This window comes from Rossellomorea sp. LJF3, from assembly GCF_037046045.1.
Taxonomy (GTDB): Bacteria; Bacillota; Bacilli; order Bacillales; family Bacillaceae_B; genus Rossellomorea.
Genome location: NZ_JBANLY010000002.1, coordinates 78,395 through 104,206, shown reverse-complemented (window position 1 = coordinate 104,206; position 25,812 = coordinate 78,395). Strand labels below are relative to the sequence as shown.

General features: G+C 45.0%; 25 protein-coding genes. 15 read left to right on the top strand and 10 right to left on the bottom strand.

Going from position 1 to position 25,812, the window contains the following annotated elements; all coding sequences use genetic code 11:
• The first annotated feature begins 29 nt into the window (after nt 1-29).
• Together V8G47_RS02985 and V8G47_RS02980 are read left to right on the top strand one after the other, a co-directional pair.
• Complete coding sequence (locus tag V8G47_RS02985; RefSeq protein ID WP_336198817.1) at nt 30-1,301, top strand: M48 family metallopeptidase; 1,272 nt, start codon at nt 30-32, stop codon at nt 1,299-1,301.
• 195 nt (nt 1,302-1,496) lie between these two features.
• Entirely contained in the window at nt 1,497-1,820 is a 324-nt protein-coding gene (locus V8G47_RS02980) for a hypothetical protein (RefSeq protein ID WP_336198816.1), read from the top strand.
• Between the two features lie 37 nt (nt 1,821-1,857).
• Here V8G47_RS02980 and V8G47_RS02975 read toward each other — a convergent pair whose 3' ends face one another.
• Together V8G47_RS02975 and V8G47_RS02970 are read right to left on the bottom strand one after the other, a co-directional pair.
• Nucleotides 1,858-2,538: a DUF421 domain-containing protein gene (locus V8G47_RS02975; protein WP_261751454.1), complete on the bottom strand. Its 681-nt coding sequence runs from the start codon at nt 2,536-2,538 to the stop codon at nt 1,858-1,860.
• A 120-nt stretch (nt 2,539-2,658) separates the two neighbouring features.
• Nucleotides 2,659-2,895: an IDEAL domain-containing protein gene (locus tag V8G47_RS02970; RefSeq protein ID WP_336198815.1), complete on the bottom strand. Its 237-nt coding sequence runs from the start codon at nt 2,893-2,895 to the stop codon at nt 2,659-2,661.
• A 196-nt stretch (nt 2,896-3,091) separates the two neighbouring features.
• Here V8G47_RS02970 and V8G47_RS02965 point away from each other — a divergent pair, with 196 nt between their 5' ends.
• Nucleotides 3,092-3,661 (top strand): competence protein ComK, encoded by a 570-nt coding sequence (locus V8G47_RS02965; RefSeq protein ID WP_336198814.1) that lies wholly within the window; start codon nt 3,092-3,094, stop codon nt 3,659-3,661.
• 7 nt (nt 3,662-3,668) lie between these two features.
• Here the strand turns inward: V8G47_RS02965 and V8G47_RS02960 are convergent, their stop codons facing one another.
• The gene (locus V8G47_RS02960) at nt 3,669-4,058 is read right to left on the bottom strand and encodes a hypothetical protein (RefSeq protein ID WP_336198813.1); all 390 of its coding nucleotides are present in this window, start codon (nt 4,056-4,058) and stop codon (nt 3,669-3,671) included.
• 207 nt (nt 4,059-4,265) lie between these two features.
• On the opposite strand from V8G47_RS02960, the gene V8G47_RS02955 reads away from it, so the two are divergent.
• From V8G47_RS02955 to V8G47_RS02930, 6 genes are all read left to right on the top strand, one after another.
• Nucleotides 4,266-6,236 (top strand): S9 family peptidase, encoded by a 1,971-nt coding sequence (locus V8G47_RS02955; protein ID WP_336198812.1) that lies wholly within the window; start codon nt 4,266-4,268, stop codon nt 6,234-6,236.
• A gap of 287 nt (nt 6,237-6,523) precedes the next feature.
• Entirely contained in the window at nt 6,524-7,165 is a 642-nt protein-coding gene (locus tag V8G47_RS02950) for a TVP38/TMEM64 family protein (RefSeq protein WP_336198811.1), read from the top strand.
• On the top strand, nt 7,162-7,722 hold the full coding sequence (gene lepB, locus V8G47_RS02945; RefSeq protein WP_336198810.1) for a signal peptidase I: 561 nt from the start codon (nt 7,162-7,164) through the stop codon (nt 7,720-7,722). Before V8G47_RS02950 ends, lepB begins: the two co-directional genes overlap by 4 nt.
• Before the next feature lie 194 nt (nt 7,723-7,916).
• The gene (locus V8G47_RS02940) at nt 7,917-9,095 is read left to right on the top strand and encodes a thiolase family protein (protein WP_336198809.1); all 1,179 of its coding nucleotides are present in this window, start codon (nt 7,917-7,919) and stop codon (nt 9,093-9,095) included.
• Nucleotides 9,096-9,362: 267 nt separating this feature from the next.
• Nucleotides 9,363-10,457, top strand: coding sequence for an endonuclease (locus V8G47_RS02935; RefSeq protein WP_336198963.1), 1,095 nt, complete (start codon nt 9,363-9,365; stop codon nt 10,455-10,457).
• A gap of 145 nt (nt 10,458-10,602) precedes the next feature.
• Nucleotides 10,603-11,139: a GNAT family N-acetyltransferase gene (locus tag V8G47_RS02930; RefSeq protein ID WP_336198808.1), complete on the top strand. Its 537-nt coding sequence runs from the start codon at nt 10,603-10,605 to the stop codon at nt 11,137-11,139.
• Nucleotides 11,140-11,399: 260 nt separating this feature from the next.
• Here V8G47_RS02930 and V8G47_RS02925 read toward each other — a convergent pair whose 3' ends face one another.
• Complete coding sequence (locus V8G47_RS02925; protein WP_336198807.1) at nt 11,400-12,557, bottom strand: MFS transporter; 1,158 nt, start codon at nt 12,555-12,557, stop codon at nt 11,400-11,402.
• 163 nt (nt 12,558-12,720) lie between these two features.
• Here V8G47_RS02925 and addB point away from each other — a divergent pair, with 163 nt between their 5' ends.
• The 3 genes from addB (at nt 12,721) to V8G47_RS02910 (ending at nt 21,007) form a co-directional block, all read left to right on the top strand.
• The gene (addB, locus tag V8G47_RS02920) at nt 12,721-16,203 is read left to right on the top strand and encodes a helicase-exonuclease AddAB subunit AddB (protein ID WP_336198806.1); all 3,483 of its coding nucleotides are present in this window, start codon (nt 12,721-12,723) and stop codon (nt 16,201-16,203) included.
• Nucleotides 16,196-19,954, top strand: coding sequence for a helicase-exonuclease AddAB subunit AddA (gene addA / locus V8G47_RS02915; RefSeq protein ID WP_336198805.1), 3,759 nt, complete (start codon nt 16,196-16,198; stop codon nt 19,952-19,954). The genes addB and addA overlap by 8 nt, the downstream gene beginning before the upstream one ends.
• Nucleotides 19,955-20,704: 750 nt before the next feature.
• Nucleotides 20,705-21,007 (top strand): HNH endonuclease, encoded by a 303-nt coding sequence (locus V8G47_RS02910; protein WP_336198804.1) that lies wholly within the window; start codon nt 20,705-20,707, stop codon nt 21,005-21,007.
• A gap of 45 nt (nt 21,008-21,052) precedes the next feature.
• Here V8G47_RS02910 and V8G47_RS02905 read toward each other — a convergent pair whose 3' ends face one another.
• The 6 genes from V8G47_RS02905 to V8G47_RS02880 form a co-directional block, all read right to left on the bottom strand.
• A complete protein-coding gene (locus tag V8G47_RS02905; protein ID WP_336198803.1) occupies nt 21,053-21,271 on the bottom strand; it encodes a spore germination protein in 219 nt (72 codons plus the stop codon).
• 78 nt (nt 21,272-21,349) lie between these two features.
• The gene (locus V8G47_RS02900; protein WP_336198802.1) at nt 21,350-21,757 is read right to left on the bottom strand and encodes a spore germination protein GerPE; all 408 of its coding nucleotides are present in this window, start codon (nt 21,755-21,757) and stop codon (nt 21,350-21,352) included.
• A 3-nt stretch (nt 21,758-21,760) separates the two neighbouring features.
• The gene (locus tag V8G47_RS02895) at nt 21,761-21,940 is read right to left on the bottom strand and encodes a hypothetical protein (RefSeq protein ID WP_060670356.1); all 180 of its coding nucleotides are present in this window, start codon (nt 21,938-21,940) and stop codon (nt 21,761-21,763) included.
• Entirely contained in the window at nt 21,915-22,544 is a 630-nt protein-coding gene (gerPC, locus tag V8G47_RS02890; protein WP_336198801.1) for a spore germination protein GerPC, read from the bottom strand. Before gerPC ends, V8G47_RS02895 begins: the two co-directional genes overlap by 26 nt.
• Before the next feature lie 31 nt (nt 22,545-22,575).
• Entirely contained in the window at nt 22,576-22,800 is a 225-nt protein-coding gene (locus tag V8G47_RS02885) for a spore germination protein GerPB (protein ID WP_336198800.1), read from the bottom strand.
• Nucleotides 22,801-22,813: 13 nt separating this feature from the next.
• Nucleotides 22,814-23,035 carry a spore germination protein gene (locus V8G47_RS02880; RefSeq protein WP_224520486.1) on the bottom strand — a complete coding sequence of 74 codons (222 nt, stop codon included), beginning with the start codon at nt 23,033-23,035 and terminating at the stop codon, nt 22,814-22,816.
• Nucleotides 23,036-23,165: 130 nt separating this feature from the next.
• Between V8G47_RS02880 and V8G47_RS02875 the strand changes: the two genes are divergently transcribed.
• The 3 genes from V8G47_RS02875 to V8G47_RS02865 all read left to right on the top strand — a co-directional run bounded on the left by V8G47_RS02875 (nt 23,166) and on the right by V8G47_RS02865 (nt 25,691).
• Complete coding sequence (locus V8G47_RS02875) at nt 23,166-24,353, top strand: DUF418 domain-containing protein (RefSeq protein WP_336198799.1); 1,188 nt, start codon at nt 23,166-23,168, stop codon at nt 24,351-24,353.
• A 24-nt stretch (nt 24,354-24,377) separates the two neighbouring features.
• Nucleotides 24,378-25,247: a fumarylacetoacetate hydrolase family protein gene (locus V8G47_RS02870; protein ID WP_336198798.1), complete on the top strand. Its 870-nt coding sequence runs from the start codon at nt 24,378-24,380 to the stop codon at nt 25,245-25,247.
• Nucleotides 25,248-25,319: 72 nt separating this feature from the next.
• Entirely contained in the window at nt 25,320-25,691 is a 372-nt protein-coding gene (locus V8G47_RS02865; RefSeq protein WP_336198797.1) for a YisL family protein, read from the top strand.
• The last annotated feature ends 121 nt before the right edge of the window (nt 25,692-25,812 follow it).

Here is a 25,812-nt window from a genome sequence, read left to right as displayed (position 1 = left end):
TAGTAGTGAAGACGAAGGGAGGAAGTATGTTGGCTAGAAAATGGGCGCTCAGGTCAATACTGGCTTACTTGCTATTAGGCTTATTTTTATATGTGTACTTATTTTTCCTGGCGGATTCCACTTTACCTGAAACGTATAAGGGAAGCAGTGCGGACCCGGCCACCTTTATGAATAATAAAGAAATTCTGTTGAGTGAGGACTTTTCAAAAATCAAGAATCTGTTGTTCTTCTTATCCACTCCGTATGAATGGTTATTCTATTTCCTGATCCTGATTTTCGGAGTATCCCGTGTGTTTGAGAAATGGGCGAGAGGGACGGTGAAGAACGGCTTCCTTCAAACGGCCATTTTCTTATTCTGGTTATCGATCACTTCTTTTGTGGCCATTTTCCCCTTGCAGTACATTTCATATAAGATTTCAAAAAGCTACCACATTTCCACTCAGACGTTTTCCATGTGGATGAAGGACGAACTCACGGATTTCTGGGTGAATTATCTTCTCATGTTCATCATCGTCTCGGTCCTGTATGCCTTGATGAAACGCTTTAAACAGCGCTGGTGGCTTGCGGCCTGGGCTTTGTCTGTTCCATTCACGATTTTCATGATGTTTGTACAGCCTGTACTGATAGATCCCCTCTATAATGATTTCTATCCATTGAAGGATAAAGCATTGGAGGAGCAGATCCTCTCACTTGCAGACAGGGCCGAGATCCCTGCTGATCACGTGTTTGAAGTAGATATGTCAGAGAAGACCAATTCCCTTAACGCGTATGTCACCGGAGTAGGGTCCAATTCAAGGATCGTCTTATGGGATACGACCCTTGAAAAGCTGACAGACAAGGAAATCCTCTTTGTCATGGCCCACGAAATGGCGCATTACGTGGAAAAGCACATCTACATCGGGATCGGGATCTATCTTCTTCTGTCCTTCTTCGGACTATTCCTGACGGCTAAGCTGATGAGGGGGATCGTGGCGAATCACAGTGATGGTTTGAAAGTATCGAGAGTCTCAAATTTGAGCTCACTTCCATTATTCTTAATGATCACATCCATGCTGTTGTTTACGATCAGTCCACTCAGCAACTGGATTTCCAGGTATCAGGAAACAAGGGCGGACCGCTACGCCATTGAAATGACCGGTGATAAGGAGTCGGCCATCTCGTCCTTCCAGAAATTATCGAAGGTGGGATTATCCCAAGTGAATCCGCCCCTTTTGGTGAAAATCTTCCGTTACGGACATCCTACTATGCTTGAACGACTGTCGATGCTTGAGGAATATGAAGCGGAGAAGAAAAAAGAGTAAAGAGAAAAAACCGAGTCTAGCTAAATTGACTTGGTTTTTTTATTTTTGAATGAACGGAGAAAGGATCAACCAGCTAAAACATGATAACAGAAAGATTATGTAAAAAATATTTTCTCTAAATTATAACTTTTATGGTAAAATAAGTAATATATCTTAAAGCTGGCTCATGTAAATTGAATTGAGAGGTGGTAGGGGATGGAAGGAATCATAAACCAAAAACTGTTGTTGTACTTTAGCAAGATTTCTTTTACTATGTTGGTGTTAGTGGGATTGCCATTTTGGAGTTATCTTGAAACTGGCCGCCCAATGATGGAATGGTCATTAATCATTGGAATATTGATCACTTTGATCATCATTTATGCTTACGGTGGTGGTTATCGGTATCAAAGAATCCAACACATTTTAAAAGGGAAAAAGAAGAAGAGATTCTATCACTCGATATCATTTTGGACAGCCTTAATTTACACTGCAGTCGTATTCTATTTAACGATAAAAGCTTATGGGGATATTTTTAATTGAAATCTTGAAGCCATAAAGAAAAAGGCCTGGTCATCCACTAGGCCTTTTCTCTTTTGCTGATGACCAGATTTTTCGCTTTTTCCGTCATATAGGCGAAGATTACATCTTTGTGGTGCAGGTTGGAGTTGGTTAGCTGCGTTTCCAGCCATTCCTTCGATTTTCCCAGGAGCTTCAAATTCCTGGTTTGGATTTTACCGTCCACTATGACTGAAATCGGCAGACCTTCGTCGTCAATTTTCAACTTGAGATGCTCAACTGTAACCGGCGTATTTTCTACCTTGGGAATGATGCTCACTTCACCGATTGGCTCGAGCATCGCATAGTCCACATCTGAAATCTTGGGGTATCCCTGAGATCTGAGGATGGATGATAATTGAATAAGTGAGATTTTCGACTTCTCCAGATTATCCTCCAATATCTCCCCGTTTTTAATTAACAAGGTCGGCTCTCCCAGGAAGAACCGGTTTCCCCATTGACTTAACGTAAGGAATGAAAACAGCACATGGAGCCCGACAAGAAAGACGAGGGCTGTGATGGTCGGCCAGAATTTTGTTGAAATCAATGGTTCAGAGGCAATGGTCCCGACGATGATGATGGCCACCAGGTCATAAGGGGTCATCTGGACGATTGTAGACTTACCCATCAGCCTCATAGCCGCTATGGTGATCAGGTAGAGGACCAAAACTTTTATCAATAGGATCATGATGATTCGCTCCATCGTGTATAGATTCCCCATTAGGATTAGCCAATGGGAAGGAAGTCATGCACGTGAAGGTGCCAAAGGCCCGTCCGATAAAAAGGGAATGGCTGACTCAAAGGTGGAGTCAGCCATTTATGATTATCCGTAACTTACGTTCAATTCATTTAATTCCTTTGTTAATTTCATGAAAAGTACTTTATCCTTAGTATCCAGGGCGGCATCAATGTCAATTAGGAGTTTGGATTTCTGTGTCATTAAAATGCTCTCATGGAGGACCATATCGATATAGATTTCCATTACGCTTCTTTCAGCGGCTTTCTTCCGGGTCATGGCAGCGGCTTTCATCATTTCTGTATAGGACTTTTTGCTTTCCATATACGTCACCCCTGAATTCTTTTTATTAGTATATGGGGTAAGTAGTAAAAATTCAACCAAAAAATTAAATATTCTGATAATTTTTTATTCATAAATCAGTAGAAGGGAATAAATATCAGAATTTTTAAAAATATGAGAGACAACCCTCGAAATTTATGGTATTATTTTGGTGAAAAATGTAAATGGAGGCGATGAAATGAGAGAAAAATCTCGAATTATAGAAGAATATGAAGTAAATCCCCATACGATGATCCTTCAGCCTATGGAATATGGCGCCAGGACATTTACGAAAATAATAGAGGTGGATGACGTATTGATTTCTCCGTTCAAACCCTTTGAAATCCTCAAGAAAAGTTGTGAATTCTTTGGCTGTTCATATGAAGGCAGGAAAGAAGGTACGAAAAAACTTACGGGTATCATCTACAAAGCCCCCATCATGGTCAACCCTGATATGTCCATTTATCTATTTCCGACATCATCTCCAGTAAAGCAGGAATGTGCATGGATCTCCCACTCCCATGTACGGGGATATGAACGGTTGACAAATGGGTCAACACGAATCTTCCTACAAAACAATGAATCCTGCACGGTTCCCATTTCTTACAGTTCTTTTGAAAATCAAATGCTCCGCACCTCGGATTTACGCATTGCCTATACACAGCGGATCGCCGAAATGGAAAGTAAATATAATACGAAAGTCCAGACTGGAATGAATAATGTAAAAACGTTCTATTTGAATCGACATATACACAAAACCGATGCGTGAGCCACTATCACGCTTCTTTTGTTGTATCGGTCTTTGTTTCCGTGAAACGGCGGAACAGATAATGTCTCATTAAATCCTCCACCCGGTTCCGGAGGCGTGGATTGAAGTAATTATGATGCTCTTCATATCCCTTATACAAAAACATATACATCGTGAAAGCATCATCAGATTGAATCCGTTCCACCTTCATCTTATTCGTCCTCATATACTTTTTAACGGTTGCCAGTTCTCCCTGAATGATCTTCATCGTCTCCTCGATCATCTCTAAATACGGTCTCTTTAATTTAAAAGGGCTGCTGTCGACGACTTGCAGGTCGCGATTCAATATCGTCAGCACCATGGGCAGATAGATTGCCTGCTCCAAAATATTCCGATCGGTCTCCGGTATCCTTGTCATATGAAAAGACTCCTTTTCACTTTGGTATAGAACGTATGTTTGTATTTAATATTTTACGTTGATTTCAATTTACTTTCAATAGGGAAAATTGTAGAATTTGAATTTGTTTCTATTATGAAGGGGATCGCAGGTTTTTATCCGTGAAGGGATTCGTATTTTCAGTGTCGAAAATATTAAGGGTACAGAATGAAAGGAAGGTGCCGTAGCATGAAGAAAAGCATGACCATAAAAGACCTTTACGAATTAAAGGCTGTATCGGATCCAAGGCTCTCACCGTGTGGAGAAGAAGCTGTTTTTGTTCAAACGGTGATGTGTAAAGAAAAAGATGAGTATTTCTCAACCTTACATAGTATTCACCTGAAAGAAAAATCCATTCGTCAATGGACGTTTGGGGAACAGAGAATTTCGTCACCAAGATGGTCACCTGATGGAAGAAGGATTACTTTCATCTCCAACCGTTCCGGTGTCAATCAGCTTTATCTCATCAGTCGGGATGGAGGGGAAGCAGAGCGAGTCACGGACTGTCCGACTGCGGTCTCGAATCCTGTGTGGTCTCCATGCGGTGAAAAGATTGCCTTTTCCATTCGCTTAGAGAAAGGCGGAACGTTCGATCATAAAGAAGAAAAAGAGGATAAACCACAGCCGTTTGTTACAACGAGCATGAAATATAAAAGTGATGATCGCGGTTTCCATAATGATTCATATTCACAGATAGCATGTGTGAATATAGGAACGAAGGAAATGAAAAGGCTCACGGATGATGAACATGACTACACGCTTCATTCCTGGTCCCCGGACGGAAAGTACCTTGCCGTATCGACAGACAGGAAAGAAGACAGGGACTTTTCATTCCAGTCCGATTTGTATCTTTTTCACCTTGACACTGGAGAGACTAATCAAGTGAACGGAGAGCCGGGATACTACGGAGAAGCAAGCTGGTCCCCGGACGGCATGCGCCTCGCCTATATCGGTCATACTCGTGAATTTGAAAACGCAACTCAAAGTAAGATATGGATTCACGAACTTGAGACCGGACACTCCGTTTGCCTGACTGAAGGGATGGATGTTCCGGTAGGGGATTACCTTAACAGCGACAGCATCCAGGGCTCGTCACGGACGGGGATACAATGGTCAAATGACAATGAAAGCTTTTATTTTCTGGCATCGGACTCGGGAAATACGGTCCTCTATTATGCTCACATCGAGGGGGCCATTTATCCAGCACTCTTACAGGAAGAGCAGCATGTCTACGGATTCGACCTGGATTCGGACCGCCAAACCATCCTGTTGGCAATGAGCAGGCCGACAGAGCCCGGAGAATTGTATACACTGCATGTCCCGACCGGAGAACTGACCACCCTCACCCGTTTAAATGGGGACCTGCTTACCGGCCGGGAACTGTCCTCTCCGGAATCGTTCATGTACATTGGGACAAAAGATTGGCCGGTCCAAGGCTGGATCATGAAACCTGCGGGATATGAGGAAGGAAAGAAGTATCCCCTTATCGTCGAAATTCATGGCGGTCCTCATACGATGTACGGAAACACGTTCTTTCACGAGTTCCAGGTCCTGACAAACTCCGGCTATGCTGTCTTATACGTCAATCCCCGTGGAAGTCACGGCTACGGTCAGGAGTTCGTCGATGCCGTAAGGGGTGATTATGGTGGCGGGGATTACGAAGATATCATGAAGGCAGTGGATTACGCGCTGAAGGAATTTCCGTTCATTGATGAATCCCGCCTTGGCGTGACCGGTGGGAGCTATGGAGGCTTCATGACCAACTGGATCATCGGCCACAGTGACAGGTTCAAAGCAGCTGTGACCCAGCGATCGATCAGTAACTGGATCAGCTTTTATGGAGTAAGTGATATCGGTTACTATTTCTCCGAGTGGCAGATCCAAAGCGACCTTGGGGACGTTGAAACTCTGTGGAAGCACTCTCCCCTCGCCTACGTGAAGGATATGAACACTCCTCTATTGATCCTTCACAGTGAAAAGGATTACCGCTGTCCGATCGAGCAGGCAGAACAGTTATTCATCGCATTAAAACGGAGGAAGAAAAAGGCGAAGTTCGTCCGTTTCCCGGAATCCAACCACAACCTCTCCCGTACAGGAAAGCCATCCATGAGGGAAGCCCGTTTACAGGAGATTGTGGACTGGTTCGGGGAGCATTTATAGAGGATTGGGAGAACTGTCATTCCGGTGGGGATGGCAGTTTTTTTTGAGGAATCGGAGTAGGAAAAGGGGGAATGGCCATCTTTAGACGTTCGACAGATCCGCATAAGGGGCCCCTCTTGAAAAAATTCCCCTTCCACATGAGGTTTACAATCCTCCGCTTTAGGAAAACGTGTATTAATAAAAACGACGCGTGAAATTGGAATATGGAAATCCTGTTCCGGTGTGATATGATGAAAGAGTAAGTAGTGAAGGCGAAGTTCATGGTCGTTTAAGGGGAAACATATAATATGAATATCAATTCGATAAAAAATTGGTTTACGCTTGAAAATATGATGGATTTGATTCAGCAATATCGTTCATTTGGACCGATTCCGGGAATCCTTCTCCCGTTACTGGAGGCATTTCTTCCGTTCCTGCCCCTGGTGGTGTTTGTGACGGCCAATGCCAATGCATTCGGTTTGTGGTGGGGCTTTTTGTTCTCGTGGATCGGTGCTACGCTTGGTGCCCTGATCGTCTTTCTGTTGGTAAGGAGATACGGGGAGGCACGGGTCTTTCGCTTCTTGAGGAAGAATAAGCAAGTGAATCGATTGACAAAATGGGTAGACAGGCATGGGTTTGGACCGCTGTTCATCCTATTATGTTTCCCATTTACTCCGTCGGCGGTTGTAAACGTGGTGGCAGGTTTATCCTCCATCAGCATCGCTCAGTATATGCTGGCGGTGATAACGGGGAAAATGGTGATGATATTCACCATAAGTTTTATAGGATATGATATTATATCATTAGTTAAACAACCAATTCGTACAGTAATCGTTGTGGCTATTATTTTTGTGTTATGGTTTGTAGGAAAAAGGATTGAAATACATCTGAATAAGAAAATGGAATTAGACCAACGAATAGAACGGAAAAAGCAGGAGGAATCAAATTGAGAGAAGAGGTAAAAAGAGAAGGACTTGAATGGATCAAAGCCTTGGGAATTGGATTAATCATATTCATCATCATTCGGACCTTTCTCTTCTCCAACTATGTGGTGGAAGGCGAATCCATGATGCCGACACTGCAGGATGGAAATAAACTCGTTGTCAATAAAATCGGTTATCATATAGGGGAACTGGACCGCTTTGACGTAGTGGTGTTCCATGCAAATGAAAAAGAAGATTATGTGAAGAGGGTCATTGGTTTACCTGGTGATAAAATCGCGTACAAAGATGACAAACTTTATGTGAATGGGGAGTACTACCCAGAACCCTATTTAGAGAAGTTCAAGCAGGAGTACATCGGGAGTAAGCTGACGGGTGACTTTACCCTGCAGGAAATCACAGGTGAAAAAACAGTTCCTAAAGGTAAGATATTCGTTCTAGGGGATAATCGCCGTGGAAGTATGGATAGCCGCTATTTCGGATTTGTCGACCGTGAGCAGATTGTCGGGAAAGTGGACCTTCGCTATTGGCCGATCAATGAATGGGATGTACAATTTAGAAAATAGAACGACAAAGAAGGCGCCTCATTATGGGGACGCCTTCTTTTTTTGCCGATTATGAACTAGTTATCCTCCTTTGGTCATTATGAATGTGATAGAATAGTAAGAAAATTCCTTCGTTTTAAGGGTGGTTGCTGCAGCGAAGGCAGCGGTCTTGGGATGACGAAAACGTGGGCAAAAAACAAAAGGGAAGTGACAATATGAGAAACGTAGTAATCACATCGGCTCTTCGTACGCCGGTTGGCGCATTTGGGGGAGCGTTCAAGGATCTGCTTCCGACAGACTTGATCGTACCTGTAATGAAAGAAGCCGCAAAGGAAAGCGGGTTATCGGCAAGTGACATTGATGAAGTGATCCTTGGGCATTGCATCCAACGGACCGATCAGCCTAATACGGCCAGAACGGCTTCACTACTTGCCGGTTTTGATGACACAACGACAGGCTTTACGATTCAACGTCAGTGCGCAAGCGGCATGCAGGCCATCATATCTGGAGCCATGCAAATTCAAACGGGCTTATCCGATATCGTCATGGCTGGGGGAGTGGAAGCGATGAGCTCCAGCCCGTATATATTAAAGCAGCACCGATTCGGCCAAAGACTGCAGCACGGAGAAATCCGCGATTCGGTTTGGGAGGTGCTTGAAGATCCCATTCATGGCATCATGATGGGGGAAACCGCTGAAAACCTTGCGGAGATCCATTCCCTTTCCCGCGAAGAGCAGGATCAATATGCGGTGATGAGTCATCAGCGGGCAGTGAACGCAATGGAAAAGGGATACTTCGATACGCAGATCGTACCGATTACGGTCAAGGAGCGAAGAGGCGAGAAAATCATTGAGAAAGATGAAAGCCCACGTGCAGGGCTGGAAATCGGTAAACTCGGGAAATTGAAACCGGCGTTCCGCGAAGGGGGATCTGTTACAGCAGGGAACTCGTCCAGCTTGAATGATGGTGGGGCGGCTTTAATCTTAATGAGTGAAGAAGAAGCCGACAGGAGAGGATTACAGCCACTTGGTAGAATCGTCGGTTATTCAGTGGCGGGCGTCGATCCCAAAGTGATGGGAATCGGTCCGGTACCTGCCATTCAAAAAGGATTACATACAACGGAAAACTGGTCCCTGAATGAGGTCGATCTATTCGAAATCAACGAGGCGTTTGCTGCTCAGTACCTAGCGGTGGAGAAAGAACTTGGACTGGACCGGGAAAAGGTGAATGTGAACGGAAGCGGGATCAGCATCGGTCATCCCGTCGGTTGTACAGGAGCCCGACTAGTCGTGTCATTGCTTCATGAAATGAAGCGCCGTGAATTGAAAAAGGGAATTGCGTCATTATGCGTGGGCGGAGGCATGGGTGCTTCGGTTTTCGTGGAAGGAATGTAGAGGGAAAGCTGCCGGTCCATGAGTGGGCCGGCCCTTTTTGCGTTGCTGAAATGTACCATAATCACCAGTTTCACCTTGTGAGATTTGACTCATTTTCCCTTTTTTACATAAAATTTACCCTATAAGGACAACCGATATTGTACGCTAAATGTGTAATGCATTCAAAGGAGGCGAAGCAATTTGAAGTCTATACACAGAAAAGTCATCGGTATTTTTGCCATTGTATTTATTTTTACGATTGCGTGCAGTCAGGTATCCCCGAGTCAAATGAGTGCTGCAGGAAATGGGACGTGGAATTCCCCTTATACGGTGGACCAGGCCATCTCAAATCAAAATGGATCCACACAGTCCGTAGAAGGATATGTGGTTGGGCAGCCGACTTCAGATTCATCGGTTGTTACAAATCATTTTCCGAACGATTATGCATTGGCATTAGCGGATTCCCCGTCAGAAGCCAATACAGATCAAATGGTGTACGTCCAAATTCCATCTTCTTACCGTTCAAGCTTCGGCCTTCAGAGTAACCCGGGACTGATGGGTGAAAAAATCAAGGTGACGGGCAGCTTGACGGCCTATTTTTCCCATCCGGGAGTGAAGTCGACATCGGCGTTTGAATCGATGGAAGGCGGGGAAACCGACCCGACCGATCCTCCAACGGAACCGACCGACCCACCGGCTTATGAAGAGTATTACAACACAGCTGAAGGGAAAACGGGTGAAACACTGAAAACCGCACTACATAACATCATCGATGACCATCAAACCCTTTCATACGATGCTGTATGGGGGGCGTTGCGAAATACGGATGAAGACCCGGACAATCCCAATAATGTCATTCTCCTCTACTCAGGACGTTCACAATCGAAAACGACAAACGGCGGCGGTGTGAACGACTGGAACCGTGAGCACGTGTGGGCTAAATCCCATGGTGACTTCGGAACGGCACAGGGGCCGGGGACGGACCTTCATCATTTAAGACCGACGGATGTGACGGTCAACTCTACAAGAGGGAACCTAGACTTCGATAATGGTGGAAACGAGCAGAGTGAAGCACCGGGAAACTATTATGATAGCGATTCATGGGAGCCTCGTGATGAAGTGAAAGGCGACGTGGCACGAATGATTTTCTACATGGATGTCCGCTATGAAGGGGACAGTGGTGAAGTGGATTTGGAAATGAACAATAACGTCAACAACGGAAGTGCCCCTTATATGGGCAAAATGTCTGTACTCCTTGAATGGAACGAAGAAGATCCCGTTGATGAAAGGGAAATCCGCAGGAATAACATTATCTTTGAACAATATCAAGGAAATCGAAATCCATTCATCGATCACCCCGAGTGGGCAGAAATGATTTGGTAAAGAGCTTGTGCCCGGAGTCTTCCGGGTCTTTTTTTTTTCGAAAACCGATGTGGAAGTCAATAAACAGCTATTGACAAACCTTTTACAGGGGCAATAAAGGAAAAACAACGGAACATCCCGAAATACATATATCGAGGTGAAAATGATGAAACGGTTATTATCCGGTACAAGAATATATCTATCAGGCTTTCAGGAAGAAGACGTTTCGGCAATAAGGGAATGGAATCAAAATGAAGAAGTGCAAAGACTATTGGATGCCCTCCCCCATAAACCGAAATCAGAAGAAGAAATCAAGAAATGGATGGGTGATCCGGGTGACAATGCCTATCGTTTTGCGGTCCGTCTGAAGGATGACGGCAGGATCATCGGGTTTGTTGAATTGGACGGAATTCTTTGGACACATCGAGTGGGATGGGTCTCGATTTCCATCGGTGACGAGCAGTCATGGGGGAATGGATTCGGCAGGGAAGCCATGCAGTGTCTCCTGGCGTATGCCTTTCATGAGTTGAATTTACACCGTCTTCAGTTAACGGTATTTTCGTATAATGAGAGAGCGATCCGTTTGTATGAATCACTGGGGTTCACGAAAGAAGGAAGCTTCCGTCAGTTCCTGCAGAGGGACGGGAATCGATATGACATGATCCTGTATGGGTTATTGGTGGATGAATGGAAAGAAGGATAAGGGTGTCCTTCTTTTTTTTGTGGGGAGAGGGGTGGAGCGAGCGCTCAGTCACTTTCCTTTATTTGTTAAATGACGCAATTACTATCAAGAGTGACGCATTAAAATTTAAAACGACGCAATTAATCAAAAAGTGACGCAATCCCCGTCCAAAACGACGCAATTAACTCCCAATCGAATGCTGAAGTACCAATTATACCCAGGTCGAAGAAGCAATGAAGCTCAATCCCTCATATTCTCGCCATAAAAATCAAGGACGGGCGCTAATCTCCCGTCCCCCATCTCTTCCGCCCCGCATATAACAAGCCTCCCATCCAGGCATGAAATAAAAAGCATCCCACTAACAGAAACAGCGATTGTACATAAGTGAGATGCATGATGACTAACGGTGCCACACTGGTCCCTCCTAATAATAGGAAGGAGTAGAGGCTGAGTGCCTGGCTTCGCCCCTTTCCGCTCATATTTCCGATCAGGGTGATGACGGTGGGGATCAATAAAGAGATGGCCGAGACAAAAAGAATGGAAGAAAGAATGATGATGAAGGGTTCGTGACCATATGAATACATGAAAGCAGCCGCCACACTTATCAGCGATAGAGCGACTCCGATAAACAGAGTTTTGTAGATTCCGAGTCCCTCCATAAGACGGCCGGTGAAAAGGGATAAACCGGCTCCGATCAGACCCACTGCCCTGGTGAGGAAAAGCAGGCCGGGATCGTCTGACATGTAGCGGGTCAAGCTGTCATAATAGGCGATGAATGTAGCGAGAAGGGTGAAGACGATTCCGTAACAGTAAAGGAGTTCTTTTCTCTTAAGCAGCTTCACGATGGTGGCGAGTTGTTGTGAGGGTGAAACAGATACAACATTTGTTGGAGGAAGCGTCTGGTTTCCAATTAAGAAAAGGGAAGCGTACGCCATGGCGAAAAAGAAGAACACTGCAGACCAGCCGTAGAAGCGTGTGATTCCTTCACTGAGCAGCTGACCGAGGATACCGGCAAAGAGAAATCCTGAATTGATGAAGGCCAGAATCAGGGTCCGATGCTTTCCTGAAAACAAATCATACGTATAGGCAAACGCGACAGGTGCAAAGCTCCCCAGGCAAAATCCCTGTAATCCCCTCGTGATAAATAAACTCCAAAAATCGGCTGATAGCCCAACGAGCCCCGAAGAAACGGCAGATGCAAGCATCCCCCAGACGAGGACCTTTTTTTTGCCGAAGTGGTCTGCGGCATTGGCAAAAGTCAATAAACCGCATGCGTAGAGAAAGATAAATGAAGTTCCAGCCATGACGACTTCACTTTGCGGAATGGAAAGAGTGGCAGCGATGCTTCCGTAAATGGGGATGAAGGTGTAAATATTACAAGCGACCATCACGGCCATCACAACCAGGACAGCAGCGATTCTGTGGAAATATGGATTCATGATGATATCACCTACCTATCTTTACTGTATGCCGATGTTTCAAATATTTTCAATCAAAATTGAGACGGGAAAGATTCGTGGTTGTGTACTATAATGAACCTATACAAAAATTCATAAACCCTCTTGGTTAGAATAGATAGAATATAAGAAAAGGAGTGAGAGGATGTCTGTACGTTTTATTCTCGGACGCTCCGGTACGGGGAAAACCCATCGCATATTGGATGAGATGAAGAAGAGTTTGTTGGAAGCCCCGAATGGAGATCCAATCATCTATATCGTACCGGATCAAATGTCCTTTATATCTGAATACGAGCTCGTAAACACACCGGGATTGAATGGTATGATCCGCGGACAGGTGTTCAGCTTCACCCGTCTTGCGTGGAAGATCCTCCAGGAAACGGGTGGAATGAGCCGTTATCACCTATCTGATGTCGGTTTGAATATGATGATCCGGAAGATCATAGACGAAAACAAAGAGAATCTCCATATTTTCACCAAGGCATCGGACAAGCCGGGGTTCATTCATCATGTGGAAGCGATTGTCAAGGAGTTCAAACGCTACTGCATTTCGCCTGCAGACCTGCAGGGGTTCAAGGGAGACAATGATCGCTCCAAGGTACTGAAGGATAAGCTTCATGACCTTGAACTGATTTATGAGAAATTTGAGGAAAAGCTTTTCGGAAAGTACATTGATTCGGAAGATTATTTTCAACTGCTGGCTGATCATGTGAAAAACTCGGACCTCCTGAAAGAGGCAGAGATCTACATAGACGGCTTTCATAGTTTCACTCCACAGGAGTATCTCATCATCGATCAGCTCATACAACATACGAAAAAAGTGACGGTTGCCCTTACAACGGATCCTGAGCAGCCAATCGATGCAATGAACGAATTAAGTCTGTACCGGATGACAAACGAAACCTATCATACCCTTCAGGATATATGCAGGGTGGCAGGGGTATCGGTGAATGAAGAGGTCCTCTCTAAGCCGATTCGCTACAAGAGTGAAACGATGCTTCATTTAGAGCGTCATTTTGAAGAACGTCCGACGATCCCCTATGAGGGAGGGAAGAGCACCATTGAATTCCTCGAAGCGTCCAACCGTCGTGCTGAGGTTGAAGGAGTCGCCAGGGAGATCAGAAAGCTTGCCCGGGAAGAAGGGTACCGTTACAAGGATATCGCCGTATTGGTTCGGAACAGCCAGGATTATCGTGATAAGGTCGAAACGATTTTTCAAGATTATGCGATTCCCTTTTTCCTTGATCAGAAGCGGACGATGCTGAATCATCCTCTCATCGAGCTCATTCGCTCCACACTTGAGATCATGAACACCAACTGGAGGTATGAGCCGGTCTTCCGGGCAGTGAAAACAGACCTTTTATTTCCATATCAGAAGAATCCCACTGATTTGCGTGAAAAGATGGACCGGCTGGAGAACTATGTGCTCGCTTATGGAATAAAGGGAGACCGGTGGACGAAGAAAGACCGCTGGAAATACCGTCGCTTCAGGGGACTTGAACATGTGGACGCACCACAGACCGACCGGGAGAGGGAGCTTGAGCACGAGATCAATGAATTGCGGTTATTTATCTCGGCACCGATCATCCGACTGGGGAAACGATTAAAGAAGCGCGCCACTGGACGGGAATACTGTGAGGCCCTTTATCTTTATCTGGAAGAGCTGGATATACCGGCAAAGCTTGAACGGATGCGCATGGAAGCAGAGGAAAAAGGGAATTTGATCGCAGCAAGGGAACATGACCAGGCGTGGTCGGCAGTGATGGATCTGCTTGATCAATATGTAGAGATGCTTGGTGATGAAGAAACGACCATGAAGAAATTCTCATCCATCCTTGATGCAGGGATTGAAACGATGGAATTCTCCTTGGTTCCCCCTGCCATTGATCAGGTCATTATTGCAGATCTCGAGAAATCCAGGCTTGGGGATATCAAAGCCGCGTTCATCATTGGAGTGAATGACGGGGTTCTCCCTGCGAAAATGAATGAAGACGGAGTCCTGTCCGATGAAGATCGTGAGTCATTGATCACAAGGGGATTCAAGATCGCCCCGAGTAACAGGACGAAGCTGTTGGATGAAGAGTTTGTGGCGTATAAAGCGTTCACGACCCCGGCCGAACGCCTTTTCATCAGCTATCCCATCGCCAATGAAGAAGGAAAGGCGCTCCTGCCTTCCTCGTTCATTAAGCGACTGAATGAAATGTTCCCGGATGCACATACAAAGCTTCTCATCAATGAACCGTCGGAACTATCTGTAGAAGATCAGCTTCATTACGTCTGTCATCCGAATGTGACGATTTCCCATCTGACGTCGCAACTTCAGTTAAAGAAAAGGGAGTATCCGATCCATGACTTCTGGTGGGATGTGTACAATTTTTATACTGAGTCCAATGAATGGAAATGGCATGCCGGGCATATCCTGTCGAGTCTTTTTTATGAAAATCGCGGAAATCAATTGTCAGAGGATACGAGCAAAGATTTGTACGGGGACCATATCCTTGCCAGCGTTTCCCGGATGGAGCTCTTTCACAGCTGCCCATTTTCCCATTTTGCCAGTCACGGATTGAAGCTCAGGGAACGGGATTTCTTCAAATTAGAGGCACCGGATATCGGTGAGATGTTCCACTCGGCTTTAAAGTGGATCTCAGAAGAAGTCGAACGTCATGGACTGACTTGGGCATCACTCTCGAAATCCCAGTGTTTGCAGTTGGCGAAAGAAGCGGTCCTGATGCTCGCACCGAAGCTGCAGCATCAGATCCTATTAAGCTCGAACCGGCATTATTATATCGCTCAGAAGCTTGAGCAAATCATAGGCAGGGCAAGCCTCATTTTAAGTGAACATGCAAAGGCCAGCGGGTTTGTGCCTGTCGGGGTGGAACTTGGATTCGGTCCCCAGGCAACTCTGCCGCCGTTCCAGTTCCAATTGAGAAATGGGACGAAGATGGAGCTTCAAGGAAGGATTGACCGGGTGGATAAAGCGGAGGATGCAAACGGGGTGTATCTCAGAATCGTCGATTACAAATCGAGCGCCAGGGATTTGGATATGACGGAAGTCTATTACGGTTTGGCCCTGCAAATGCTGACGTATTTGGACATTGTGTTAACCAATTCGAAACAGTTCGTCGGAAAGGAAGCGAAGCCTGCCGGTGTACTTTATTTCCATGTTCACAACCCGATGATCAACAGCAAGAAGATCCTGACGATGGATCAAATCGAGAACGAAATTTTCAAGAGCTTTAAGATGAAGGGCCTCGTCCTTGGGGATTCCGACATTGTCAGATTGATGGACCAGACGCTCGATACAGGGAATTCCGATATCATTTCAGCAGGGATCAAGAAGGACGGTACGTTATCTTCCCGTTCGAAGGCGGCTTCAGGTGAAGACTTCCATTATATGCGTCAACATGTCAGAAAGCTCTATGAAGCCTCCGGGAACCGGATCATCTCAGGAGAGACGGATATAGCTCCATATAAGCTGAAGGACCGGACACCGTGTCAATTTTGTTCGTTCCGTTCCGTCTGTCAATTTGATCAGTCGTTGGAGGAAAACGAGTACAGAGTGCTGCCGACAGCGAAACCGGAAGATTTATTACGGAAAGTGAGAGAGGAGGCAGAATCCAATGAATAATGGCAGTATTCCAGTCAAGCCGGATCATGTTACATGGACGGATGATCAATGGAAGGCGATCTGGGCAAAAGGACAGGATATCCTGGTCGCTGCAGCGGCAGGGTCGGGTAAGACGGCTGTCCTGGTAGAGAGGATCATTCAGAAGATCCTCTCAGAAGAAGACAGGATGGACGTGGATGAATTATTGGTAGTTACCTTTACCAATGCTTCAGCGGCTGAAATGAGACATAGGATCGGCGTGGCGCTGGAGAAGGCAATCGATGAGGATCCCCATTCCCGTCATTTAAGGAAGCAGCTCAGTTTACTGAACCGGGCGTCCATTTCGACACTGCACTCCTTTTGCCTCGAAGTGATACGAAAATACTATTATCTCATTGATATCGATCCTGGTTTCAGGATCGCAGATGAGACAGAAGGAGACCTGCTTCGGGATGAGGTCCTTGATGATCTTTTTGAAGAGGAATACGGCAAAGAAGATAATCAGGACTTCTTTAGGCTCGTCGATACATTTACGAACGACCGGAGTGACGGGGCCCTGCAGGATATGATCAGGAAGCTGTATGATTTTTCCCGCTCCCATCCGAACCCCGATGAATGGTTGAGAAGACTCAAGGATCTGTATGAGGTGGAAGAGGAGAAGGAAATCGATCAACTCTCCTTTATTGAGCCTCTTCTGACAGATATCCGATTACAGCTTCATGGTGCAAAAAGCTTATTTCAGCGTGCGCTGGATCTCACCCGTGTGCCGGGAGGGCCTGGCCCGAGAGCGGAGAATTTCTTAAGCGATATCGAGATCGTCGAGAGCCTGGAGGGAAGTCTAGCCAAGTCCTGGAACACTTTATACGAAACGATTCAAACCCTGCCCTTTACGAAGCTGAAAGCGTGCAAGGGGGACGATTATAATAAAGAAATAGTGGATGAAGCGAAGAAACTCCGGGATCAAGGAAAGAAAACTTTGGAAAAGCTTCAGGAAGATTTCTTTTCAAGAAGACCCGGTACATTCCTTGAAGATATGCGGAAGATGAAGGACGTGATCCACACCCTGGCGGAAGTGGTGATCGAATTCGGTAAACGTTTCAGGACAGTGAAAGAAGAAAAGGGACTCGTTGATTTTGCCGATCTGGAACATTTTTGTCTCGATATTTTAAGAGACCCTTCATCTGATGCATTGGTTCCTTCAGAAGCAGCGAATCTTTACAAGAATAAGTTCAAAGAAGTACTCGTGGATGAATACCAGGATACGAATATGGTTCAGGAATCCATTCTCCTTCTCATTACCGAGGAACGTGAAGAAATTGGAAACCGGTTCATGGTGGGGGATGTAAAGCAATCCATCTACCGTTTCAGATTGGCGGAGCCGAATCTATTTTTAGGAAAGTATACCCGTTTCCTGCCGGAGAGAGGGGAAGCCGGATTGAAGATCGATCTTTCCCAAAACTTCCGAAGCCGGAAAGAAGTGTTAGAAGGGACGAACTTCTTATTTAAACAGATCATGGGTCCCTCGGTCGGTGAAATGGAATACAACAGGGAAGCCGAACTTGTAAAAGGTGCTCCGTATCCTGAAGAAACGGAGTATCCGATTGAAGTGGCCCTCATCGATCAGGAAACGGAGGAACCTTCTGGCGGTGGTGAAGAGGACGAGCTGTCCATCTTTGATGAAGGGGATATCGAGAAATCGGTCCTCGAAGCCCGTTATATGGCAAACAAAGTGAAAAAGATGATCGAAGAGCGGACACCGGTCTATGATGCCAAAACGAATACCGAGCGTCCGATACAGTACCGTGACGTCGTGATCCTCCTTCGCTCCATGCCTTGGGCGGCAGAAATCATGGAAGAATTCAAACGGCAGGGAATACCGATCTATGCAAATTTATCTACAGGATACTTCGAGGCAACCGAGATTGCCATTATGCTTTCCCTGCTTAAAGTGATCGATAATCCGTACCAGGATATCCCCCTTGCATCCGTTCTGAGGTCTCCGATTGTCGGACTCGATGAGCAGGGTCTTGCCAGTATCCGGATCCATTCCAGGGCAGGGACGTATTACGAAGCGTTGAAGACATTTGCCAGTGAAAAGCCGGGCAATCCCCGTGAAGAAGAAACATTCGAAAAGGTCAAAGTGTTCCTTTATCACCTCGGGAACTGGCGGACGAAGGCAAGGCAGGGATCTGTGACAGAATTGATCTGGCAACTGTACCGGGATACCAGATTCTATGATTATGTAGGAGGGATGGCCGGTGGGAAGCAACGTCAGGCTAATCTCAGGGCTCTCTATGACCGTGCCCGGCAATACGAAGAAACTTCCTTCAGGGGATTATTCCGATTCCTGCGATTCATTGACAGGATGAGGGAACGGGGAGATGACCTCGGAGTGGCGAGAGCCCTGAGTGAACAGGAAGATGTGGTACGGTTAATGACAATCCATTCAAGTAAGGGCCTTGAGTTCCCCGTCGTATTTGTCGCCGGGACCTCTAAACAATTCAACCTGATGGATCTGAATGCAGCATACTTATTGGATAAAGACCTTGGGTTGGCCGTGAAATATACCGATGCAGTTAAACGGATCAGCTATCCGTCCCTTCCCCAATTGGCGTTCAAGCGGAAGAAGCGGATGGAGGCGATCTCGGAGGAAATGCGGGTGCTATATGTGGCATTGACCCGGGCCAAGGAGAAGTTATATCTGGTCGGTACCGTGAAAAGCCTGGAGAAATCGCTGAAGAAATGGCGGGGGGCTTTAAGCCAGACAGATTGGTTATTATCTGATTATGACCGGGCCGGGGCGAGTTCTTATCTTGATTGGATAGGTCCGTCCCTCATGCGTCATCCTCAGTGTGGAGAGCTTGGCGCGTCAGGAGCTGGCTTGATGAATGAAGAGATTCTCAATCACCCTTCCTGCTTTCATATCACGAAAATTCATAAATCCGAGTTGATCGCAGACGAGGGTGAGGAAATGAATGAAGAAAAAACGTGGCAGGAGAAAGTGAAGAATGGTGAAGTGGTGGATATTGTGTCATCCCATCAAGAAGAGGTATTAGAACGCCTATCGTGGGAATACCCTCATATACGTGCAACAAACCTTCGTTCAAAGCAATCGGTTTCAGAACTGAAACGGATGGTTGAAATAAGGGATGAAGCCTCAAGTATAGATATCCTGAGGCAGCACCATAAGCCTGTGTATAATCGACCTCAATTCATGCAATCGAAGGAACTGTCCCCTGCTGAAAAGGGAACAGCCATGCACACAGTCATGCAGCATATTTCTTTTGAAGATGGGGTGCCGACAGAGGAAATGGTTGAAGATCTTTTATCGAGGCTCGTTCATAAAGAAATCCTGACGGAAGAACAGAAACTGGCGGTGTCAGTCGGACACATCGCAGGCTTCTTCAAGAGTGGAATCGGTCAGAGGATGGCAAATGCCCGGAATATAGAGCGGGAAATCCCATTCAGTATGAGCGTTCCCGTTAGTGAAATATCGGAAACGGGTGAAGAAGCACCTGAAGAAACCATTCTTGTTCAAGGGGTCATCGACTGTGTATTCAGGGATGAGTCAGGAATCGTCCTGTTGGATTACAAGACAGACGGTATCCATGACCGCTATCAGGGCGGGTTCACTGAAGCGAGGCCAGTCCTTGAAGAGAGGTATAAAGTACAAATTGAATTATACACCCGGGCATTGGAATCCATATGGAAGGAACCGGTATCAGAAAAGTATCTGTATTTCTTTGATGGAGGACATGTGTTGGAGTTATAAAAGGAAACACTTCGGAGCATTAGCTTCGAAGTGTTTTGTTAAAAGAATATCTGAACGATCATTCGAAATCGTTCGGATTAATCATTTAGCTGTTTACATAAATACTTTCACTTTTAGATGTAGCGAGTAGTGGTTGATTTCCGCTGCAGGTGCTCGCTTTCCGCGGGGCGTGAGTTGAGCCTCCTCGGGCTTTTGCCCTGCGGGGTCTCAACTTTCCCGCTATTCCCGTCGGAGTCGAGCACCTTCCGCTCCAATCAACTTTCCAAGTGTAAGTTTCCACTATAACAATATAATGTAAAGATTGCTTTACCCTCACATTCACCAACTCTTACCTATTACTGTCCAACCTGACGTGAATGACTCATTTTACTCCGACACATCTAAAATGAGGGAACATTCGAAACCTGCAGTCTGTGTATGTATAATATTCTGGTAAAATGTTCCTTTTATTATTATTGCTAAAGCACATTCAGTGTATAAAGCAGGTTCTAGCTATTGATTGGAGTGCAAGACGAAGACTCCTTCGGGAAAAGCGGAATAGGTAAGACCCCGCAGGAGCGTTAGCGACGAGGAGGCTTGCCTTCCGCCCGAGGAAAGCGAAGTCTTGCACGGAAATCAATAGCGGTATAATAAGTGATCCTAACTTTTATTGTTCGTCTTTAGAGGAAATGGAATTAGTTCTCTCCCAGCCCATTTTTTTGCTACTACAGGGAATACCTATACTAATCACTTATTGAGGGATGGTGAAAGATGAGTAAAAGAGCGATTGGTGCATGTGAATTATGTGCCAGGAAAAATGTAGAGATCACGATTCATCATCTAACACCCAAGGAGGTCGGGGGAACATTCCTCCCCACGGCACAACTATGCATTCCTTGTCACAAACAGATTCATTCCCTTTACACAAATGACGAGCTTGGCGCTAGATTGAACTCAATTGAAGAGTTAAGAAAAGATGAGAAGATTCATGCATTCATAAAATGGATCCGCAAGCAGCCGCCTACCAAATTAATCAAAACGAAGAAAAGCCACGAGCGAAGAAAGAAGAGATAGTCGATAAAAAAAACCAAAAAGCCTGATGATGGGCTTTTTGGTTTTTTAGTTATTTCCGGTTATTGGCTGGTCTACGACGTTACAATCAAACGTTGTATTCACACTGAAGACATTGTAGCTCAGTTGAAATGGTCCGGTATTGAATCCACCAGAACCACTGAACGTTTTCGATGTGGACTTAGGGGAGATAATACCAGTATCCCCGAACTGTACACTTCCTCCACCTACATTAAGAATAGCAATAGGACCTACTAAAGCGGGCATATTCAACATCCTCTTCATAAATATCTATACTGTTAACCTATGTGAAACGGAATAGAATGTTCATATTCCTATAGGCTTTTAGTTTGGCTGGTCTATGGTTTCGAAATTTTCCTGTTCTTCACGCTTTTTAGATTCAAGCTGACGGATGTGTTTCACTCTTGCTTCCATGGCTACATTCGACGTATTTCCAATATGGACAATGGATGAAAAAGCCGTAGCCTTGATAAATACTTGATCTACCTTGATCGGACATAGGTTTAGTCTATTGACCCTGACAGTGGGATCGACAGGAGGTTTTTTCAGTGGTCCTTGAAAGACACTGGAATCAAAGCTTCCTTCGCTCGTCAAGAAAAACTCTTTCTCCCGTTGAACAGCATAGGCAAAGGATACAGCGTTTATGTTTTGGGAATCGCCCAGTTGATAGAGAGAGCTAAAGGATAACGTAATGCCGTCTAATTTATTTACAATCGAATATCGCTTAAACATCTATTATCCCTTCGGTGTCAGAGGAACAAATGGGCCGATGATCAATGATTCCGGCGGTGTGTCGAATGCAGAAGTCAACTGAATGATATCGGCGTCCCCGATCAGGACGAGAGAGGAGCTTGCCACCCCTGCAATATCGATACTGCCGACTGATAATTCACGATTGATTACTTGGAGGTTCATGGTTATTCATCCCTTCCATATTTTCCGGCATCTGGGACATAAAGGAGAAGAGTGCCGTTTGAATATCTTGTTTGATTTTCGAAATGATTTTTCTTTCCCATTCCCCTTCAGATTGTTTGGACTCGACATGCGGTATGTTCTCCAGATAGAAATCGATTCTCTGAGGCATCTGATTCAGAAGGTCTTGCTGCACCATTTCATAGTAGGAAGGATCAAGGGATCGTTGGAATTGCATTTCATTGTCTTGAATCAGGGCAGGTACTTCGGTTTGAATGTACGCTTGAATTTCTTTCGTTATCCTCTCTTTATAAGGAGTAAGGTCTTTGATTGAATCGACATTCACATTCTGGTCTACGGCCAAATCTTCTATCGTATCCTTTAAGTTACTCGGGTTAAGACCGATGTTCAATGTACCGTCCAAGGACTCGACTTTAAGCTGATCGAACTTATATTCAATTTTTTCTACATTGATCTTGGGAGTTTCTTTGATCGCCGTCAATTCCTGTGAGAGCTCATCTACTTTTTTTTCTAACGCGACAATTCTCGAATTCAACATGTCGATATACTGATACAGTTGTTGGGGTGTCATATAGTAATTAGTCATCCTGCCACCTCTTTTCTTGTCGCGGACTTATTCAAGGCCTTTGAAGAGGAACTAAAGGAGATGCTGATGGTCCCTGTGAAACACTGCCGTTTTTTTCTGCTTCAGGAGCAGGTTCAGTGAAACCACCGGTATTGTACAGGTAGTCATTTGTGTTTATTTGTCCACAAGTACCGATCTGCAATACGGAAGAATTGGACATTCCCCCGATTTTAATGAAATGTATGTGGATGGATTGTTGAACATAATAATTCGTCATTTTCGCATCACACTCATAGGGTAAAGTTTATTCCTTGATCCATTCCATCGTCGTCCACCGTGTAGGTCAAGGAACTTTCATTATAGACGGAAATCCCTCTACCTGTAATAAATGAACCTGCACCGGCAAAGGTTTTGGCTGTTGATATCGGACTGATGTTAAAGACGTCCCCAATGTGAAAGACGGCACTGGAACCGACGTTTATGACTTGTGCTATTCCTACAATTGCAGGCATTTTGACTCACACCTTTAAGACAAAGTTAATTATTGTTATTCTATGTTAAGAACATGAATAGGTGATAATCGCCTAAATTCCAGTTTCGGGTTAAAATAGAAACAACACCAATGATTTCGGAGGAAAATGAATGAACAATTTGTCGCCAATTGAACAGTCAGAACGTATTGTAAGTCTCGATGTGATCCGAGGATTCTCTCTGCTCGGCATCTTTATCATCAACATGATCTCATTCCATTCACCATTTCTGTACTTTGATCCGTATACCTGGTGGAAAACACCTGAAGATATGGCATTATTTCCTTGGATTGATGTTTTGGTCCAAGCGAGTTTCTATCCCTTATTCGCCATGATGTTTGGCTATGGACTGGGGATTCAGCAGCAAAGGGCAACGATGAAAGGGACATCCTTCTACCTGTTTGGGGTAAGAAGACTCCTTATCTTATTGTGTATCGGCTGTATTCATGCCTTCCTGATCTGGTCAGGGGATATCCTGATAAATTACGCCGTATTCGGTCTGATCCTTCTTGGTTTCATGCGGCTTTCCGGGAAGGGCTTGATGTGGCTGGGAGGAATTCTATTTTTAATGCCGCAGTTGTTCTTCAGTATTTTACTAGTGTTAATGACATTCTCAGATCCGACGGGTGTGACCAATTATACGAACATTGCTGCATTGCAGGATTCGGTCGCCGCCTATGCCTCAGGCAGCTTCAGCAGTATCATGGAACAGCGCTTTCAGGACTGGTATATGGTGAACTCACCTGACAATCTTTTATTCTTGTTACTTTCGATTCTTCCTATGATGATGATCGGGGCAGGCGCAAGTAAACTGCAGCTGTTGGGCAAAGTCAGAAAGCATAAGAAGGTTTGGATGATAACAGGTGGATGTACGTTACTCGTTGGAATCATCATTAAATCTTTGCCGCTATTCATTGAGTCCAATTTCGCTTACAGCTATATACAGGACTTTTTAGGAGGTCCGTTCTTATCAGTATCTTATGCAATAATCCTTTCATTATTATTGTTGAATGAAAAAATGATGAAATGGAGCAAGCCACTCGCTTCAGTAGGAAAGATGTCCCTCTCGAATTACCTGATGCAATCCATCATCGGCACACTTATCTTCTATTCCTATGGATTTGGACTTTACGGAGAAGTGACTTTAACCACAGGGACGATGCTGGCAGTGGGGATTTTTGTGATACAGGTGATCCTATCTGAAATGTGGTTATCCAAGTTTCAATATGGACCTGTTGAAAAGCTTTGGCGAGTATTAAGTTATGGTAGACGCAATGTTGTTAAAAAGGGAGAAATGTAAAACTGGAAAAGGGGATGAATAAGGATGAAATTCGTTAGCTATGCAGTTGAGGGGAAAGAAACATATGGAGTGGAAGTAGAAGGCAGGATCCTTGATTTAGCGGAGGCGGATGAATTACCCGGGGATTTACTTCAGGGGATTGAAGCCGGGGAAGGTTTTCTTGAACGTGTGGAAGCGGTTCTTAGGGAGAAGGGTGAAGGTCTGCCATCTTTCGCAAAGGATGAAGTGAAATGGCTTTCCCCTATACCGAAAGTGAAGAGAAACATCATGTGTGTAGGAAAGAACTATCGTGAACATGCCATTGAAATGGGTGGTGAGCAGGATATCCCGAAGAATATCATGATTTTCACGAAAGCAACCCATACGGTCATCGGTCACGGGGAAACGGTGCTTCATCATGATGACATCACGGAAGAGCTTGATTATGAAGGCGAACTGGCCGTGATCATTGGAAAGAAAGGGAGAGGGATTTCTTCTGAAGAAGCGATGGACCATGTGTTTGGTTATTCGATCCTGAATGATATCACAGCCCGTGACCTCCAAAAAAAGCATGGCCAATTTTTCATCGGGAAAAGTCTGGATACAACATGCCCGATGGGTCCATTCCTTGTAACAAAGGATGAAGTGGATGACCCTCAGAACCTGTCCATCACCACGAAGGTCAATGGCGAAATCCGGCAGTCGTCCAATACGGGACAAATGATTTTCTCCATTCCGACGATTATTTCCACCCTGTCTAAAGGAATTACGCTGCTGCCGGGTGATGTCATTGCGACAGGGACACCTTCTGGAGTGGGAAAAGGCTACAAGCCCCCACGCTTTTTGAGAAAGGGAGATACAGTGGAAATCGAAATAGAAGGATTGGGAATTTTGACAAATCCGTTACAGGCTTAGTTAAAATTTCTGTTGGTGTACAGACTGTGGTAATATTATGAGCGTAAACTATCTACCTGTAGGAGGTTCAATATGTTTGATAATACACATGCCCATATTACAACGTGGGTCGTTGCCATCATTCTTTTCTTTGTAGCGGTCGGATTGCACAACGCAGGGAAGAAAAAAGGCATGAAAGTTGTACATATGATCTTGCGATTATTTTACTTGCTCATTATTTTAACCGGTGCCCTTTTATTCTGGAAGCATCAGGGAATCAATCCGGCCCTTTATGGCATTAAAGGATTGGTGGGAATAGGGGTGATCGGGATGTTTGAGATGATCCTGGTCCGCATGAATAAAGGAAAAAGTACGAATGTATTGTGGATTGTCATGGTGATCGCCTTACTCATTGTTCTGTATTTGGGACTGCGTTTACCACTTGGTCTTCATCCATTTGCATAAGGTGAAAAAGTCTGCTCATTTATGGAGCGGGCTTTTTTATTTGGCTCTTTTCATCAGATTAAGGAATTAGCTGCTGCCATATTCATATAAATGGATATCCAAATCTGTCGAATTGTGGTAC